Raw genomic sequence first — 16,698 nt, 5'->3', positions numbered from 1 at the left:
CTGAGGTGTCGAGGTGCCGGATGGGATCCCGTTGGTGATGAAAATGTGCCGACCCGCTTTTCTTTGCATTGGCCGAAGCTACCCATTTTCTGCTCTGGGCAACATGGATCTGGATCCCGTTCCGCTGTTGCGGACGGAGCGCTATGGTTAATGTCTTCCTCTTAGCCTTTTTGCTTCTCCTTTCGGGAGCTTGCTCTGGGGCCGAAACGGCCATCACGGCCATGGATAACTTGCGCCTGGAATCCCTGATCGAGGAACAAGGGGATCCGCAAGGCTTGTATCGACTGGCCCAACAACAGCGCTCACGGCTGATCACCACCCTGTTGTTGGTGAACAACTTTGTCAACATCGGCATTGCTGCCCTGGCCACAGCCCTCTCCATCGAGCTGCTGGGATCCCAGTTTGGAGCTTTGGCCGCCACTGTGCCCACCACGCTCCTGGTGCTCCTGTTTGGAGAAGTAGCCCCAAAGTCCCTGGCGGTGAGTCATCCCCTGGGGGTGTTCCGCTGGGTGGTGCGGCCTGTCCATATCCTCTCGGTGCTGCTGCGCCCTTTTACCGACGCCTTTGAATGGATTGTCAGCCGGCTGTTCAACCTGTTGGAGCTCTCGCCGCTGACGGCCACCGCTTCCCTCAAGGATTTGGAGCTGTTGATCGACGTGCTGGGGCAGCGGGGGCTGCTGGATTGGCAAAAACGGCGCCTGTTTCGCGGGGCGCTGGCGTTGGATTTGCTCCAGGCGGGAGATGTGGCCAAACCTAGAGTAAAAATGGAGACCATCTCCCACGATAAAACCCTGCAGGATGTGGTGAAGCTCTGCCTGGAGACGGGCTACTCCCGCATCCCTGTGCAGGGGGAATCTAAGGACGAGATCGTCGGCGTCATCCACCTCAAGCAGGCCCTGCGCCACCTGGAGCAAAAGGGCAATGCCGAGGTGACCAAGGCCATGTCCCCGCCTTTTTTTGTGCCCGATACCAAGCGCGTCAGCCTGTTACTCAAAGAGATGCTGCGCTCCCGCCAACACCTGGGGATCGTGGTGGATGAGTTTGGCGGCACCACCGGCCTGATCACGCTGGAGGACATTTTGGAAGAGCTGGTGGGAGATATCTACGACGAAAGCGATCTCTCCCCCCTGCTGCTGCAGCGACAACGACGACAGCGCCCCTCCTCCCCTGGCTCCCCTTGAGGGAGGCCGCTAGCCGGCTTCTACAGAGTCTTCGTTGGCTTCGGGGGGGAGCTCCACAAAACCTGGATCGGCAGGGTAGCGGGCCACAAAAAAGATCGAGAAGCTGTGGATCCCCAGGCCTAGGCCCCACCAGCCCAGCAGCGGCACCAGCCACGGCCAATCCGCCCGGTACAACTGCTGGAAAAACACCAGTCCCGACGCGCTGCAGAGAAAAACGGCCAGGTGGGCCGCGTAGGTGTAGCGGTCATCCAGCTTGCGAAACTCGGGATCCCGACGGGAGGGCTTCCGGGGCCAGCGAGGCGGCATGGCAGCAACCCCTCACAACTCAAAACCTTCTCCAGTGTAGAACAAGCCACCACCAGGGATCCCTGCAGCCGTACGGGCTTTTTGCTCCTTAAGAGGTTTGCTGGGGATGCTCCCGCCAGCGGCAACTGGGGGGATCCGTTTCGCCGGGCTGGGTGGCAAACTCCAGCGGCCCGTTTTCGGTGTATAGGTGCAGGTCGAACCAGAAGGTGGATCCCTGTTCCAGCTTGCTTTCTAGGCAGATGCGGGTGTGGTGTTTCTCCAGAATGTTGCGCACAATGGCCAGGCCCAGGCCGGTGCCCTCCAAAGTGTGGACGCGGTTCTCGACGCGGAAAAAGCGGTCGAAGATCCGCTCTTGATCCTCCGGGGCGATGCCGATGCCCGTATCGGCCACCGCCACCCGCACCGCCTGCGGGGATCCATCCGCCTGTACCACCAGGTGGGCATGCACCGTCACCAGACCTCCCGACGGCGTGAACTTGAGAGCGTTGCCCAAAAGATTGGTCATCACCTGCAGCAGCAGATCGTAGTTGCCCCACACCAGGGGCAGATCCGGATCGACAAACTTGCGCAACTGGATCCCTTTGTCGCGGGCTTGCAGGTGGTGGGTGCGCAGGGTTTGCTCGATCACCGCCGCGATATCGACGGCCTCGAAGTGGTACTGCTTGCCCGACTCCAGACGCGACAAATCCAACACATCGTTGACCAAGCGGGTGAGGCGATCGGTTTCGCGGTTGGCAATTTCCAGATAGTCCAGCCGCTCCTCTGGCGACATCTGCTCGCCGTACTCGTAGAGGGTCTCGATAAAAGACTTAATACTAAAGAGGGGGGTACGCAGCTCGTGGCTGATGTTGCTGATGAACTGGGCCTTGGCCTCGTTGAGCTCCACCTCGCGGGTAATGTCCTGCACCGTCATTACAATCCCCTTGAGGTTTTGCCGCCGCGGGTCGGATACCGGCGACAGCAGGATGCGAACGACGCGCTTGATGGGGCCGCTGAGGTTGACGCGAATTTCTTCTGCCTCTTGATCCCCGCGGGCAATTTGCATCAGGGGGCGGGCCAACTGCTGCCGTAGATCCTCCGGCAACAGCTCCGGCAAGGGCTTGCCCAAGACGGGATCCCCTTCCCAGCCGAACATGCGAGAGGCCGCCGGGTTGAGCAGCAGCACCCGAAACTCGGCATCCAGCAAAATGGCGGCATCGACGATAGAGAAAACCAACGTCTCCAACTTGGCTTTGGCGGCGGCCAGTTCTTCGATGTTCTGCTCTTCGTAGCTCTGCAGCCGCTCCGCCATCTCGTTAAAGCTGTCGATGAGCTGGGCCAGCTCTCCCCCAAAGGGCAGGTCGATGCGCTGCTTGAAGTTGCCCTTGGTGATCTCCTGAACGCCCTTGACCAGTTCTTTGATGGGATAGGTGATGGTGAGGGCGTTGACCACGGATCCCAGGATGGCCAGAACCCACACTGCCAAAAACACCCCAATCGAGACCTCCCGCGCCAGTTGCGTGGAGCGCACAAGGGCGGGGTTGGGGTTGATGCCGAGGCCAAGGGTGCCCAAAAAGCGGCCCTGATGATAGATGCCGACAAAAATGTCCGTCACCCGCCCGGCAGGGGTGAGGTGGGTGCGCACCAGCGGCTGGCCCTCGGCAGGCGGGCGGTTGTCCGGCAGTTGCATGCGGCGGGTAAGGCTGAGGGAGGTTTTCACCTCCTGGTTGGAAAACGGGATCCCGTAGTAGATGTTCCCCTCCGGGTCGGCGTAGAGCAAATAGCGAATGCTGCTGGTGCTCTCAAAGTATTGCCGCGACAGTTGGGCCACTTCGCCGATGCGATCTTCGGCAATCAGGGGAGCGACATTGGCTGCCAACAGCAATCCCAGATCCCGGCCAAAGCGGGCCTCGTTAAAGCGGGCATCCTGCTGCACGGTGCTGACGGCCCAGAAGGTGAAGCTGCTCACCACCAGCGAGACCACCAGCGTGGCCACAAAGAGCAACTGGGTCTCCAGGCGCAGCTTGTGTTTCCAGCGCGCCCACCAGCGCCGCAGGGATCCCCAAAAGCCCCCTCCCCTTGTCGGCTCCGCAGTCTCCCCAGGTGAGGGCTCTGGAGGAGAAGAAGCTGACTCAGGCGATTGGACGTTGACAAGGGGCTCGACAGTGCTGACAGGAGACATGAACCCGACGTAACAACCCTGGAGAACGCTGTCGCCACCATTTTGACATGGCTGCCGACAGGGTTAAGAAAGGGTTAGATTTTCTGAAAAGATTGTTACAACAGAAGGGACGCGCCTAGATCCAACTAGGGATCCTAAAGGCGCAAAAGGAAATGCTTCTAGAGGGGTTGCAGGCCTAGCTTCTCAAGCAAAGCCGCATCGGCGGCCGAGCCTGGGTTAGGCGTGGTCAACAACTTTTCGCCGGTGAAGATGGAATTGGCGCCTGCTAAGAAGCACAGCGCCTGGTCGCTCTCGGACAGGTTTTTCCGCCCTGCCGAGAGCCGGATCTGGGCTCTGGGCAGCAGCAGCCGAGCCGTGGCGATGGTGCGCACCAGCAGCAGCGGATCGGGAGGGGGAAGCTGGCCCAGGGGCGTGCCAGCCACCGGCACCAGCGCGTTGATGGGTACCGAAGTGGGCGGCGGCGTCAGGTTGGCCAAAACGTGCAGCAGGCCGATGCGGTCTTCGTCGGTCTCCCCAAGGCCGACAATGCCGCCACAGCAGATCTGCAGGCCGGCTGCCCCCACATGGGCCAGAGTCTCCAGGCGATCCTGGTAGGTGCGCGTCGTGATGATGCGGGGGTAGAACTCCGGCGAGGTGTCCAGATTGTGGTTGTAGGCCGTCAGCCCAGCCGCCGCCAACTGCTGCGCCTGAGCAGCCGACACCATCCCCAAAGTGACACAGGCTTCCATCCCCAGCTCGCGCACCGTGCGCACCATCTCCAGCACCCGCTCAAACGCCTCCCCTTCCGGGGCTGACCGCCAAGCAGCGCCCATACATAGCCGGGTGGCACCGGCTTTTTGAGCAGCCATGGCCTGCTCGCGCAGCGAATCCAGGGAGATCAAGGGGTAGGTCTCGATCCCTGTCGAGTAGCGGGCGCTTTGGGGGCAATAGGCGCAGTCTTCCGGGCAGCCGCCCGACTTGATGTTGACAAGGGCGCAGAGTTGAACCCGGTTGGGAGGGTGGTGCTGTCGGTGCACCGCTTGCGCCTCGAACACCAACTGCAGCAGCGGCCGGTGGTAGATTTCGCGAACGTACTCCAGAGCAATGGCCATGCCGGCAATGTCCAAAACTCCCTAAAAGCTTGCCAGCGCTCTTAGGTTTGGTTAGGATGTGAAATCTGTGCTTTGAGAAGGCGAACCCGTCTCGCTTAGAAACTCAACAATGATAACCGCAGAAGCAGTGGCCAAAGGCCCTATCAGCCAATTTGTTGAGCATCACTTTCGCCACTTCAACGCCGCCGCCCTGGTGGATGCCGCCAAGGGCTACTGTGCTCACCTGGAAAAAGGCGGCAAGATGATGGTGACCTTGGCCGGCGCCATGAGTACGGCGGAGCTGGGGCTCTCCCTGGCCGAGATGATCCGCCAGGACAAGGTGCACGCCATCTCCTGCACCGGCGCCAACCTGGAGGAAGACATCTTCAACCTCATCGCCCACGACTTCTACGAGCGGGTGCCCAACTACCGCGACCTCAGCCCGCAGCAGGAGCAGGAGCTGCTGGAGCGGCACCTGAACCGGGTAACCGATACCTGCATTCCCGAAGAAGAGGCGATGCGGCGCCTGGAAAAAGCTCTGCTGGAAGAGTGGATGGCTGCCGACCGGGCCGGGGAACGCCACTTCCCCCACGAGTTCATCTACCGCATCCTGCGCAGCGGCAGGCTGGAGCCCTACTACCAGATCAATCCGCGGGATTCCTGGGTTTACGCGGCCATGGAGGCCAACTTGCCCATCTACGTGCCGGGCTGGGAGGACTCCACCACCGGCAACATGTACGCTGCCCACTGCATTACCGGTGAGATCCGCCATGTCCATACCGTCCGCACGGGCATTGAGTACATGATCCAACTGGCGGACTGGTACACGCGCACCTCGGCAGAGTGCTCCATCGGCTTCTTCCAGATTGGCGGCGGCATTGCTGGCGATTTTCCCATCTGCGTGGTGCCCATGCTGCACCAAGACCTGGGCCGCAAAGGGATCCCCCTGTGGGGCTATTTCTGCCAGATCAGCGACTCCACCACCAGCTACGGCTCCTACTCGGGGGCAGTCCCCAACGAGAAGATCACCTGGGGCAAGCTGGGGGTTGACACACCTAAGTTCGTCATCGAGTCGGATGCCACCATCGTGGCGCCTTTGATCTTCGCCTGGGTGCTGGGGTGGTAGGGCCGTCTCAGGGCACCTCCCGCTCGGTCGTCCCTGGAGCGGCAGCCAGGGGAAGGTACAGCTGTTTCAAACGGGATGAAGACATTTCGCCCCCCACTCCCAACACAAGGAGAGAGGGGTTGCTGAGGGTCAGCGATTGTCCTTATGGTTCGGGGCGGGGCCATTGGGAGAGCAGAATCGCAGCTTCCCAGCGCCTCATGTCCTGGGCAATGCGCAGGGGGGTAAGGCCGTAGCCGTCCGGCTCGTCAATCTCGGAGCCATGCTCCAGCAGCAGCCGCACCACCGCGGGGTTGCCCGACCAAGCGGCAAAATGCAGGGGCAGGCCGCCGGCCCCGAAGCGGGCGTTCACTTCGGCACCTCCCTCGAGCAAAGCCTTGGTCACTTCAGGATTGCCCAGGCGGGCAGCTTGGTGCAGGGGGCTGGCTCCGCCGCGATCTAACCGGTTGGGATCCGCCCCAGCGGCCAGCAAAAGGCGGGTGTTGAGGCCGCTTTCGACGAAGAACAGAGCCGTCTTGCCCCGCTCCTCGACGACATTGGCGTCTTTCCCCAGCCAGAGAGCCAGTTGCAGCCGCAGCGGGTTGGCGGTGGCCAGGACTTGAGGATCTTCTGGCAGGGAGTACCCGTAGACCCCCAGCCCTCCCAGCAGCAGGGATCCCAGCCCGGCACCCACAGCCCACCACCTACGCTCCATGGCCCTACTCCTCAAAGAACAGGATGGCAATCCCTTGGCTGGGCAGGGCCTGGGCCGAAAGCAGCAACGGGTTGCTGAGGGCAGGTTGCGCGGCAGTGGCGGGAAATAGGCGCAAAAACGCTTCTAAAGGTTGCAGCTCGCATTGGGACGCCTCGGCGGCGGTGCGATACATAGTCGGGATGACCAACTTGGGCTGCAGCACTTCGATGGCTGCCTTGGCCCCGGCGGGATCGTAGTTTTTCGGCCCACCCCCCACCGGCACCAGCAAGAGGTCAGGGCGAGCCAGCAGGATGGACTGTTCCCGGCCAATGGGCTGCAGGGCCCCCCCCAAATGGACAATGTCGATCCCGGCCATGCGCCAGCGCCAGCCCACGTTGAGGCCAAAGCGGGGGCCCCGCGGCATGCGCACCCCCTGCACGCGGATCCCATCGATGACGTAGTCCCCGGGCTGAAACAACACCCTGGGGTTGCCGGGCACGACGTCCAGGGCCCCTTCGTCGAGAAGGCGGCTGCTGAGCAGCACCAGATCGGCATTAACGCTGGGAGCAGGGTAGCCGGCTGTACAGCCCCCAGGCCGAAAGGGGTTGACCAGAAAGCGCTTGCCCTCCCCCTCGAACAAAACGCAACTGTGGTGCAGCCAGGTCAGTTGCAGGCTCTGGGAGGTGAACTCCAGGGATCCCCCTGGGAAAGGGGCCGTTTGGGCAACCGCCCATTGACCCCCTACGGCGAGGGATCCCACCAGGCTGGCGCTGGCTTGCAAAAGCTGGCGACGCTTCATGGGCACGGGATCCCTGACGCGACGGCGGCAGCCGCTGGCTGGGACGATCCCGAGACATGGAGCTGAGCCAGGCGCAGGAAGTTGCCCAACAGGCGCTTGCCCTCCAGGGTCAAGATGCTTTCTGGGTGAAACTGCACCCCCTGAACGTGAGGATAGCGGCGGTGGCGCACCCCCATGATGATCCCACTGTCCGTTTGAGCCGTCACCTCCAGCTCTTCAGGACAGGTGGAGGGCTCAATGACCAAGCTGTGGTAGCGAGTTGCCGCAAAAGGCCGGCTTAGCCCCTCAAACACCCCCACCCCTTGGTGGTAAATCAGGGAAGTTTTGCCGTGCATCAACTCAGAGGCGCGCACGATCTGGCCACCGTAGACCTGGCCGATGCACTGGTGGCCCAGGCAGACGCCCAGAATGGGCAGCCTTGGCCCCAGCTCCCGAATCAGCTCCAGCGAGATGCCAGCATCCTCTGGCCGTCCCGGCCCGGGGGAAATGACCACCCCCTCTGGCTGTAGCTGGCACAGCTCGGCAACCGAGAGCTGGTCATTGCGAAAAACCCGCACCTGCGCCCCCAGTTCCCCCAGGTATTGCACCAGGTTATAGGTAAAGCTGTCGTAGTTGTCAATAACGACCAGCACGATAGCATCCGGCGACGAGACCCCATTTTATCATTGCCCAGGAGGCTGCTAACCCTCGGCTCGGCATTTAGAGCCAATACCCTGAGGAAGCTTGTATTCTGGAAGGTATAACACATAAGCAGCAGCGAGTTGGCTGGCTTTCCAGATGTCAATGCCGACTTCTTGGATCCCATGAATGCGCTTCTCTCCCCGGCAACCGATTTGCTGGACGAGTTGCGGCAGCTTTTCCCCTTCGAGCTGGACGAATTTCAGATCCGGGCCATTCAGGTTCTGGCGGCAGGGGAATCGGTGGTGGTCTGTGCTCCCACTGGATCCGGCAAGACCCTGATCGGAGAATATGCTATCTATCGGGCCTTGTCCCAGGGCAAGCGGGCTTTTTATACAACCCCTCTGAAGGCTCTTTCCAACCAAAAGTTTCGCGATTTCGGCCAGCAATTCGGCCCGGAGCGGGTTGGCCTCCTCACCGGCGACATCTCCATCAACCGGGAGGCGCCGATCTTGGTGATGACCACCGAGATCTTCCGCAACATGCTCTACGGCACGCCGCTCTCTCTGGCGGTTCAGAGAGGGGCCTACGCCAGTGAGATGGAACCTTGGGAGGATGCGGAGGCCCTGAACCGGGATCCCTTGCGGGATGTGCAGGCGGTGATCCTGGACGAATGCCACTACATGAACGACCAGCAGCGGGGCACCGTCTGGGAAGAAGCGATCATCTATTGCCCCCCTACAATCCAGCTCATCGCCCTTTCGGCCACCCTGGCCAACAGCGACCAGCTCGCCGACTGGATGAACCAGGTGCATGGTCCCACCCGCCTGATCGACTCCAGCCATCGCCCGGTGCCGCTGCAATTTCACTTTGCCAATCGCAAAGGACTGTTCCCCCTGCTGGAGCAAACGGAGTCGGGCCAGTGGGTTCGCAATCGCCGCCTAAAAAGCAAACCCTCCAAGTCCGGCCAGTCCTCCTATGGGGGGGTGCCAGATATGGTGCAGGTGGTGGAAAACTTGCGCCAGCGAGATATGTTGCCGGCCATCTATTTCATTTTCAGCCGCAAAGGTTGCGACCTGGCGGTGGCCGGTGTGGGGAACTTGGACTTAATCGCCAGCGAGGCAGAACGGCAGCAGTTGGCCGAGCAGATCGACTGCTTTTGCCGGGAAACGCCGGAAGCTGTGCGTCGGGATCAACTGGATGCCCTCTACCGGGGTATTGCCGCCCACCATGCCGGCATGTTGCCCGCCTGGAAGGGCTTGGTGGAGCACCTGTTTCAGCAGGGATTGGTGAAGCTGGTCTTCGCCACCGAGACCTTGGCCGCCGGGATCAACATGCCCGCCCGCACCACGGTCATCTCTTCTCTTTCCAAGCGCACCGATAACGGCCACCGCCTCTTGACCGCCTCTGAGTTTATGCAAATGTCGGGCCGGGCCGGGCGACGGGGCAAAGATGTGATCGGGCATGTGGTGACCTTGCAATCGCCTTTTGAAGGGGCGCAAGAGGCGGCGCGGCTGGCCACGGCGGGGGCGGATCCCTTGGTGAGCCAGTTTACCCCCACCTATGGCATGGTGCTGAACCTGCTGCAAAAGCACTCTTTGGAAGCGGCGCGGGATCTCATTAACCGCAGCTTTGGCCAGTATTTGCTCTCGCTGCAAAAGCTGCCCGAACAACAAGAACTGCAGCAGACGCGCGCCGAGCTGGAAGAGATCGACCGCCTCCTGGGAGATATTTCTGCTGAAGATATCGCCCGCTATGAGAAAATGCAGGCGCAGCGGCGGGAAGAACGGCGCATCTTGCGCTACCTACTCAAACAGCGAGAAGCCGAGCCGGATCCCACCCTGCGCCTGTTGGCTTTTCCCCACATCCAAGCCCAAGAGGAAAAGATCCGCGCCCTGGAAGCTCAAATCCGAGAGAATCCCGCCCACCAAGTGGGGAAAAAACTGCTGGGCCTACGAGAAAAACGGCAGCGCTTGCTCAAGCGCCTTGAGCATCTGGAGCGGCAAAGCGATTCGGTGCAGGAGTTGCGCTGGCAGCAATTTATGGCCTTGGTGGGGGTGTTGCAGGAGTTCGACTGTCTGCGGGAGTATCAACCTACCGCCAGCGGAGAGGTGGTGGCCGCTCTGCGAGGGGATAACGAGCTCTGGCTGGCGCTGGCTCTGCTCTCTGGGGAATGTCAAGGCTGTGCTCCTCATCATCTGGCCGGAGTTGTGGCTGCCTTGGTTTCAGAGCCTCCCCGTTCAGGTACCTACAGCCGGCTGCGCACCTCGGGGCTGGTGGAGGATGTGTTGCATGGGTTACGGGGCCTGCGGCGGCAACTGTTCCGCAGCCAGCGGCAACACCAGGTGTTTCATGTGCCGATTGGGTTTGAGCCCAGCTTGGCCGGGATCGTGGAACACTGGGCGCAAGGGACTCCTTGGAAAACCTTAGAGGCCAGTACCAACCTGGATGCCGGCGACTTGGTGCGCCTGATCCGTCGCACGTTGGATTTGCTTTCTCAGATCCCCTATGTCCCCCATCTGCCGTCAGAGTTGCGGGAAAATGCCCGCGAAGCCCAAAAGATGCTGGATCGCTTCCCGGTCAGCGAGCTGATCTAGAACTAGAATTACTGACTTTCTCTTTTTCAGGGACACAAGTGTAGCTATGCCACTGTTTGCAGAAAGCCTAGCTGCTAGCCTTTTGACCAACCCCGGTGTAATCCTACTTCAAAGCCTTCAGAAGTGATTGAGCTGCTGGACAGATTCCAGGGGTGTTCATGGATGATACTCTATCTGGGAAAAAAGCCTTTGGGCTTTATCAGAGTTAAGAAAATGAGGTGAGTACAACGTGCCTGACTTCAACTATTGGAAAGATAAGTACAAACATTCCTGGGAGGAGTCTGCAAAGCGAGAGCATAAGGTTGCAAAGCTTCTGGAGTCTATGTCTGATGGCAGAATTCAAGTTGAATTTAGAGGTTTAGGGACAGGCCAGTCAGAGTACCTACCTGGGAACGCAACACAGCATGGTCACGAGAAAGGTGATCCAGATATCTTTGTCGTTGGAACAAACGTGTACCTTGAAATTACTGGGCCATTGACAACCTCGGTCGACGAACATCAGCCTCTGTGGATTAGACCTGACAAGGTTCAAAATGCTCAAAGAAAAAGAGAAGGAGAACATGAGGTTTGGTTAGTGCATCACTTGCCTCGGAACGACTTGTTACGTACGGTAGCGCTCGACACTGAATTTTTTAATGCCTTGCAAGATGGAGAGTTTCCAATCGTTAACCCTAAAATTCGTGGAGCAGAAGAAAAGTATTACTCCATTCCAGCAAACCATCATTGCGTCGGATCAATAGATGTTCTGATTGAAAGACTGACGAGAGGAAGGTAACCCGAACTATACATTAACTAATTCGTAGAGCTAAACTTTACGCTAAATGTTGGCTAATCCAAGAAGAGAAGAAATTGACTACATTGAATCAGGGATCCGTCCGATGAAGCTGACAATGAGGTTTGGATCAGTGGCATTGGTTGTGCAGAGCTCGAACTGGGCTTGGCACTTCTGATGGCCAACTCCGTTAGGTCCATGCCCGACCCCGCTTGCCGTGTCCCACTGTAGCCTGGATCTCAGTGGACTTGGCCAGACTTCCCTGGACACCAAAAAGCCCAGAAGCCTCACCAGATAAGAACTTTCTGGACTTGGGTGGATACCAGTGGACTACCTGATAACGGAGAGAGTGGGATTCGAACCCACGGTGAGTTGCCCCACACAGCATTTCCAGTGCTGCGCCTTCGACCACTCGGCCATCTCTCCAGCGCACAGATTAATGACTTTCCAGCAGAGCTAAAAAGTCAGCTTTGTGATCCTAGCAAAGGATGGCGGTCACTAAGAGGATCCTTTGGCATCCCCAGGCCGAAACATTTGCCGCATCACCTTCCAGCGGGAGCAGCGCCAGTAGTCAACGTGGGATTCGATAAGACCTGCGGGGTTAAGCCGCATCTCTGTCCAGCCGGGGATGCACAGGCGGGGACGCCAGGGCAAAAAAGACAGGGATCCCCTCAGCGTCCACTCGCTGCGGATGTGGCTGCCGCTCTGGTGGATGTCGTGCAGCTCAAGATGGATATCCTGCAGCCAGCGCTCTAGGCTGGCGATCATAGCTCGATAGCGATCCAGGCCGCGAAACTCGTTGAGGGGATCCCGGAAATAAACCTGGGGGTCGTAGATGGAGTAGGTTTGATCCCGGGGAAAGCGGGCGTAATCGGCCCGCAGGATGGCCACCAGGTCGAGGCTGGGCTGAGAAGGGTGGCTCATGCTCTGACCTCAGCGGGAAGGGATACCGTCTCCCCCGGGGCAGGACAGCACAGCCGGATGGATTGGCCGGTGGCGGCGTTCAGGGATCCCAGCTTTTCCCGGAACTCCTCTAGGCTCCCCAGAGGGCGGATCTGGGCGGCAAACCAGCCGTGGTAATCTACCTCTCCCATAGCGGTGGGAATCACCTGCTGTGGGCGCAGGGCGGCCACCACCTGCAGGGCCCGCTCCGGCCCCATGATCACCTCGCCCAAGAGGGGAAAGATCTGCCCCACCACCGGGATCAGCAGGGTGTGGATGGGGGCAAACTCCTGCTGCAGCCGCGGGCGGATATCCGGTTGGGAGAGGTGGGGCTCGTAGTAAAGCCGCGTCTGGGTCGGCAGCTCCTCCAGCAAAAAGCCCAGCTCCCGCACCGGCCCCAGGGGTGCTCCCGGAACCGCTGTGATGCGCAGATCTCCCCACTGCACTGACTGCCAGGGATCCAGGGCCTGCACCCTCTTAAAGCCAAGGCTCCGTGCCACGCGGGCGGCTGTCGGCGCAGCGAAAACCGGGATCTGCCGGTTCAGCCGCTGCAGGGTGGGGGGGTGGCAATGATCCGGCTGGCCCTGGCTGAGGAGGATGGCGTCGAGTTTGGGCAGGGTTTCTGGTGTGAAGGGCGGCACCTGGCGGTGCTCCAGGCGGATGAACCAGGGCAGGCCAAAGAACACCAAGGGATCCACCAGCCACGGATCCAGCAGAAAAGTCTGGGTCTGGGTATGGATTAGCCAACTGTTGAGGTCGATGCGGGTGAGTTTCATGGTGCTACTGCCCGGTGATGGAGAGATCGGCTACCCAAATGCGGGGACACAGACCAGCAGGGGTGATTTGGGGCTCCGGCTCGACGTAGAAAATCGACTGCAAGAGTCCTAGAAAATCCCCCGCTACCGTTGCCGCCTCGATACTGATGCGCTCTCCCTGGCGCACCCACCAGCCCTGAAAGGGCAGGGAAAAGGATCCCTGCAGAGGCTTGACTCCGGCATGGAGAGCCTGCAGCTCGTCAATCCAGACCACATTCTCAGCCGTGGCCAGGTCGTAGGTGCTCTCTGGTGGAGCCCCGGCAAAGACGTGGTAGTAGTGGGCCGCCACCGTCACCTTAGCGCCGATATTGGCATGTCCCGTGGGCTGGGCCCCCAGGCGTTTGGCGGTGCCGGCGCTGTGCAAAAAGTGGGTCAGAACTCCATTGGTGATGAGGGGAACGCGGCGGGTGGGAGTGCCTTCACCGTCGAAGCTAATTGCGCTCACGTTGGTAGGGTGCAAGGCGTCATCACACACCGAGAGCAGCGGCGAGGCAATCTGCTTGCCCAGTGAGTCGGGAGTGGACAGGCTTTGGTTGTCCAGGATGTTCTGGGCGTTGAAGAGATTGGAGAAAGCGCCCAAGAGGCTTAAAAAAGCTTCCCCGGAAAAAACCACTGTGTATTTCCCCGAAGGGATCCGCTCGTACTCCAGGTGGCTGATGAGTTTCTCGGCTGCTTCCTTGACGCAGCCCTGGATATCCAACTCCTCCAGGCTGCGGGCTACCCGCATAGCGCCGGCGCTGCGGGGTTTGCGACCCTCCTGTTCTGCCTTGCCGTAGAGAAAGACCGAGGTCAGGGTGTGGCCCTCCTGTCGCAGAGCCTGGTCGCTGTTGAGGTAAAAGCGGTCGATCTGCCGCTGGGCCAGGCCGTTGTAGGGTACCCCCTGGATGGCGGGATGGGATCCCAGTAAAGCCTTCTCAGCGGCCAGCAGTTGCTCCAGAAGCTCGCTGGCCAGCGCCAGCGGCCTTTTGGCGTTACAGGGTTGGAGAATGGGCAGCTTCGCTTCTGGACTCAATTGGGGTGCGTGTTCCCGCACGCCGAAGTGGCTGGCTTCAAAGGCCGTCTGCAGAGCCAGTTCCAGCCCTGCCTCGTCCACAGCGGTGGTGGAAGTCACCCCCACCTGGCCCTGGTCGTTCCAGGCCCGCACCGTCACACTGCAGCGGTGAGAGGCTTTTACCTGACGGGGCTCCCCCTGCTCCACCTGCACGCTGGTCTCGTCCACCTCGGCTCCGTAGAGATCAAACTGGGGGATCCCCAAACGTTTGGCACAGCTTTGCGCCTGTTCGGCCAAGGCCTCAACTTGCAGCATCGCTACTCCTTCCCTACCGACGGGCCAGCCAGGCGGTCAAGTCCTCCACGCTGTGGAAATCCAACAAAGCTTCCCCTAGCGCTTCCAGCTGCGACGGCGGCAAGGCCCAAATCTGGTTTTCCAAGACCGGGTCAAGGGATCCCAGCTTCCGCCGCAAAAGCCGCAAAACCAGTGTTGCTTCCCCGTGTTGCAAACCCTGTTGCAAGCCCTGTTGTAAGCCCAGTTGCAGGCCTTCTTTGCGCCCTGCTTCCAACCCCTCCCGCAGAGCTTCTGCCCGCCATTCCTGGTAGATCACCGATTCCCTCATATCCAAGGACCTCATGATTTGCCGAATCAAGCCCCGATCCAATGCTAGTCCTGCCAAAACGGCTGTTGCCGCTGCCAATTCCCGCTGCTCGCTGGAGTCTGGCAAGCGCTCCAGCTCAGCAACGACTTCTCGTAAGGTTTCTCCAGGATCCTCCACCTGGCTCAAGACTCGAAAAGGCAGCAGGGCTGGCCAATCGACCCTGGCTGGCAAGTTACACTCCCAGAGGCGAACGACCTCAAACTCATGGCTTAGCCTTTCTAGGCGAAAAGAGGTTTGGAAGACCCGCTGCGAGCGCGTTTTGCGAAGATAAATGACCACCTGCCGCACCGATAGCTGGGGATATTTCCGATAGAGGCGGAGCCGATAGTCGGCCATGCGAAAGGGGATTTCAGGATCCGGATCTGTTTGAAATTCCAGATGCAAAATGCCCTGCTGTAGCCCTAGCAGAATGACCGAATCGGCTCGCATGGGCTCCTCCGACAGTTCTGTGGGCAGAAGCTGTACCGGCAGAGCTACCTCTCCCATCAGCCAACGGGAAAACTGCTCCGGAAAGCGCTCCGCCAGGTACTTGCAGATGTTGTCGTAGGCCATGGGGGATCCCTGAAACTAGCGCCCGCCCACGGTGATAGAGTCCACCTTGATGTGGGGCTGACCCACAGTAACGTAGATGCTGCCGCTGACAGAACCGCAGAAGCCAGGCGCCAGGCGGAGATCCTTGGAGCACATGGAGATCTTGGTCAAGATATCCTTGGCTTCTCCAATCAGCGTGGCTCCCTTGAGAGGCTTGGTGATTTTGCCATTTTGGATGAGATAGGCTTCTTCCACGGCAAAGTTAAATTGGCCAGTGGGGCCGACACTGCCGCCCCCCATGCGCTTGCAGTAGATGCCTTTGTCAATAGAGGCAAACAGGTCGTCCAGTTCGGCGTCGCCGGGGGCGATGTAGGTGTTGCGCATGCGGCTGGCAGGGGCAAAGGTGTAGTTTTGCCGGCGACCACTGCCGGTGCGGGGATGGCCGGTGCGCATGGAGCCGGCCCGGTCGGCCAGGAAGTTTTTCAAAATGCCCTTTTCAATGAGCAGGGTGCGCTGGACGGGCATGCCCTCGTCGTCCACGTCCAGGCTGCCAAAGGCCCCCTCGGAAAGCCCCTCGTCCCAGGCGGTGAGGTTTTTGTGGGCAATTTTCTGGCCTTTTTTGTCGGCAAAGGGAGTGGTTTTGCGCTCGATCTGGGTCGTTTCCAAGAGATGCCCACAGGCCTCGTGGAAGATGACGCCGCCAAAGGCGTTGGACATTACAATCGGGTAGGTGCCCGATTCCACATAGTCGGCATAGAGCATCTGGCCGGCGGCTTCTGCCAGCTCCTGGCTGTGGGCTACGAGATCCCAGCGGCGCAAAAAGTCGGGATCCCTGGTGCCCCCTGCGCGCTGGCTAACGGAAGCGCGATGATCCCCATCGGCACAGAGCAGGGTAGAACTAACCGACTGGGTAAGGCGGATGTCGCGCACAAAGGTGCCGTCGCTGCAGGCCACCAGGATCTCCTGCCAGTCACGGAAGTAGTTGGTGCGGCGGGACTGAACATGGTGAGCTTGCCGCTTCAGCTCTGCGTTGGCCCGCAGCAGGATCTCCCCCATCTCGGCAAGGGAGCTGCATTCCTTGAGCCAGCCGTCTTTACCGCGGCGCTCGGCGTAGTCCTGGAGCAGCCCTAGGTTGACGGTGGAGACCAAAGCAGCAGGGCCAGGGGGGGTGAGGCCCATCAAGAGCAGGCCTTTTTCTAGAGCAGCTTTGAGGCCGGCAAAGGAGAGATCGTTGGTGCTGACGTAGCAGTCGGCCAGGCCGCGAAACACCCGCACCCCCGCGCCGGTGGAAAGTCGAGGGGTGATGCTGGTGAGGGTGTCGTCTTCCGCCAGGCAACTGATGGAGTTAGCCCGCTCCAGGAAGATCTCCACCAGATCGGCGCCGGCAGCCCGCCCCCAGCCCAAGAGAGTTGAAAGGGGATCCCGCCAATCCTCGCCGAAGCGCTGCAGGGTGGGGCG

Annotated in this window: 15 protein-coding genes and 1 tRNA gene; 4 read left to right on the top strand and 12 right to left on the bottom strand. The window is 60.2% G+C overall.

What is annotated here, in order from left to right; all coding sequences use genetic code 11:
- Window positions 1-143 precede the first annotated feature (143 nt).
- On the top strand, window positions 144-1,181 hold the full coding sequence (locus tag NW853_RS09400) for a hemolysin family protein (protein WP_414348887.1): 1,038 nt from the start codon (window positions 144-146) through the stop codon (window positions 1,179-1,181).
- A 9-nt stretch (window positions 1,182-1,190) separates the two neighbouring features.
- Here NW853_RS09400 and NW853_RS09395 read toward each other — a convergent pair whose 3' ends face one another.
- The 3 genes from NW853_RS09395 to bioB form a co-directional block, all read right to left on the bottom strand.
- Window positions 1,191-1,487 (bottom strand): 2TM domain-containing protein, encoded by a 297-nt coding sequence (locus tag NW853_RS09395; protein WP_414332633.1) that lies wholly within the window; start codon window positions 1,485-1,487, stop codon window positions 1,191-1,193.
- An 88-nt stretch (window positions 1,488-1,575) separates the two neighbouring features.
- Window positions 1,576-3,648, bottom strand: coding sequence for an ATP-binding protein (locus NW853_RS09390; RefSeq protein WP_414348886.1), 2,073 nt, complete (start codon window positions 3,646-3,648; stop codon window positions 1,576-1,578).
- 158 nt (window positions 3,649-3,806) lie between these two features.
- A complete protein-coding gene (gene bioB / locus NW853_RS09385) occupies window positions 3,807-4,739 on the bottom strand; it encodes a biotin synthase BioB (protein WP_414348885.1) in 933 nt (310 codons plus the stop codon).
- 109 nt (window positions 4,740-4,848) lie between these two features.
- Here bioB and NW853_RS09380 point away from each other — a divergent pair, with 109 nt between their 5' ends.
- Window positions 4,849-5,844, top strand: a complete 996-nt coding sequence (locus NW853_RS09380; RefSeq protein WP_414348884.1) for a deoxyhypusine synthase family protein — start codon at window positions 4,849-4,851, stop codon at window positions 5,842-5,844.
- Between the two features lie 142 nt (window positions 5,845-5,986).
- On the opposite strand, the gene NW853_RS09375 is transcribed toward NW853_RS09380, so the two are convergent.
- The 3 genes from NW853_RS09375 to NW853_RS09365 are packed head-to-tail and all read right to left on the bottom strand — an operon-like array spanning window position 5,987 to window position 7,945.
- Complete coding sequence (locus tag NW853_RS09375) at window positions 5,987-6,535, bottom strand: ankyrin repeat domain-containing protein (RefSeq protein ID WP_414348883.1); 549 nt, start codon at window positions 6,533-6,535, stop codon at window positions 5,987-5,989.
- Window positions 6,536-6,539: 4 nt separating this feature from the next.
- On the bottom strand, window positions 6,540-7,313 hold the full coding sequence (locus NW853_RS09370; RefSeq protein ID WP_414348882.1) for an MBL fold metallo-hydrolase: 774 nt from the start codon (window positions 7,311-7,313) through the stop codon (window positions 6,540-6,542).
- Window positions 7,310-7,945, bottom strand: coding sequence for an anthranilate synthase component II (locus NW853_RS09365; protein WP_414332645.1), 636 nt, complete (start codon window positions 7,943-7,945; stop codon window positions 7,310-7,312). Before NW853_RS09365 ends, NW853_RS09370 begins: the two co-directional genes overlap by 4 nt.
- 171 nt (window positions 7,946-8,116) lie before the next feature.
- On the opposite strand from NW853_RS09365, the gene NW853_RS09360 reads away from it, so the two are divergent.
- Together NW853_RS09360 and NW853_RS09355 are read left to right on the top strand one after the other, a co-directional pair.
- Window positions 8,117-10,528 (top strand): DEAD/DEAH box helicase, encoded by a 2,412-nt coding sequence (locus NW853_RS09360; protein ID WP_414348896.1) that lies wholly within the window; start codon window positions 8,117-8,119, stop codon window positions 10,526-10,528.
- A gap of 229 nt (window positions 10,529-10,757) precedes the next feature.
- Complete coding sequence (locus NW853_RS09355) at window positions 10,758-11,303, top strand: hypothetical protein (RefSeq protein ID WP_414332647.1); 546 nt, start codon at window positions 10,758-10,760, stop codon at window positions 11,301-11,303.
- A 338-nt stretch (window positions 11,304-11,641) separates the two neighbouring features.
- Here NW853_RS09355 and NW853_RS09350 read toward each other — a convergent pair.
- The 6 genes from NW853_RS09350 to NW853_RS09325 form a co-directional block, all read right to left on the bottom strand.
- Window positions 11,642-11,726 (bottom strand) — tRNA-Ser (locus tag NW853_RS09350).
- Window positions 11,727-11,798: 72 nt separating this feature from the next.
- Window positions 11,799-12,224 (bottom strand): DUF2358 domain-containing protein, encoded by a 426-nt coding sequence (locus tag NW853_RS09345; RefSeq protein ID WP_414332649.1) that lies wholly within the window; start codon window positions 12,222-12,224, stop codon window positions 11,799-11,801.
- On the bottom strand, window positions 12,221-13,018 hold the full coding sequence (locus NW853_RS09340) for an MBL fold metallo-hydrolase (RefSeq protein WP_414332651.1): 798 nt from the start codon (window positions 13,016-13,018) through the stop codon (window positions 12,221-12,223). Before NW853_RS09340 ends, NW853_RS09345 begins: the two co-directional genes overlap by 4 nt.
- Window positions 13,019-13,022: 4 nt before the next feature.
- Window positions 13,023-14,363 carry a TldD/PmbA family protein gene (locus tag NW853_RS09335; RefSeq protein ID WP_414348881.1) on the bottom strand — a complete coding sequence of 447 codons (1,341 nt, stop codon included), beginning with the start codon at window positions 14,361-14,363 and terminating at the stop codon, window positions 13,023-13,025.
- A gap of 13 nt (window positions 14,364-14,376) precedes the next feature.
- Window positions 14,377-15,261, bottom strand: coding sequence for an Rpn family recombination-promoting nuclease/putative transposase (locus NW853_RS09330; protein ID WP_414348880.1), 885 nt, complete (start codon window positions 15,259-15,261; stop codon window positions 14,377-14,379).
- Between the two features lie 15 nt (window positions 15,262-15,276).
- A complete protein-coding gene (locus NW853_RS09325; RefSeq protein WP_414348895.1) occupies window positions 15,277-16,689 on the bottom strand; it encodes a TldD/PmbA family protein in 1,413 nt (470 codons plus the stop codon).
- Window positions 16,690-16,698 lie beyond the last annotated feature (9 nt).

Origin of the sequence: Synechococcus sp. H55.11 (genome assembly GCF_047462475.1) — a bacterium.
Classification (GTDB): domain Bacteria; phylum Cyanobacteriota; class Cyanobacteriia; order Thermostichales; family Thermostichaceae; genus Thermostichus.
The sequence above is the reverse complement of the archived record's forward strand: the minus strand, read 5'-3'. Positions and strand labels throughout refer to the sequence as shown.

Bases quoted from the DNA above. Each gene is read 5' to 3' on its own strand.
- NW853_RS09400 (WP_414348887.1), top strand. From the start codon at position 144: ATGGTTAATGTCTTCCTCTTAGCCTTTTTGCTTCTCCTTTCGGGAGCT.
- NW853_RS09360 (WP_414348896.1), top strand. From the start codon at position 8,117: ATGAATGCGCTTCTCTCCCCGGCAACCGATTTGCTGGACGAGTTGCGG.
- NW853_RS09375 (WP_414348883.1), bottom strand. From the start codon at position 6,535: ATGGAGCGTAGGTGGTGGGCTGTGGGTGCCGGGCTGGGATCCCTGCTG.
- NW853_RS09380 (WP_414348884.1), top strand. From the start codon at position 4,849: ATGATAACCGCAGAAGCAGTGGCCAAAGGCCCTATCAGCCAATTTGTT.
- NW853_RS09345 (WP_414332649.1), bottom strand. From the start codon at position 12,224: ATGAGCCACCCTTCTCAGCCCAGCCTCGACCTGGTGGCCATCCTGCGG.
- NW853_RS09395 (WP_414332633.1), bottom strand. From the start codon at position 1,487: ATGCCGCCTCGCTGGCCCCGGAAGCCCTCCCGTCGGGATCCCGAGTTT.
- NW853_RS09340 (WP_414332651.1), bottom strand. From the start codon at position 13,018: ATGAAACTCACCCGCATCGACCTCAACAGTTGGCTAATCCATACCCAG.
- bioB (WP_414348885.1), bottom strand. From the start codon at position 4,739: ATGGCCATTGCTCTGGAGTACGTTCGCGAAATCTACCACCGGCCGCTG.
- NW853_RS09330 (WP_414348880.1), bottom strand. From the start codon at position 15,261: ATGGCCTACGACAACATCTGCAAGTACCTGGCGGAGCGCTTTCCGGAG.
- NW853_RS09370 (WP_414348882.1), bottom strand. From the start codon at position 7,313: ATGAAGCGTCGCCAGCTTTTGCAAGCCAGCGCCAGCCTGGTGGGATCC.
- NW853_RS09335 (WP_414348881.1), bottom strand. From the start codon at position 14,363: ATGCTGCAAGTTGAGGCCTTGGCCGAACAGGCGCAAAGCTGTGCCAAA.
- NW853_RS09390 (WP_414348886.1), bottom strand. From the start codon at position 3,648: ATGTCTCCTGTCAGCACTGTCGAGCCCCTTGTCAACGTCCAATCGCCT.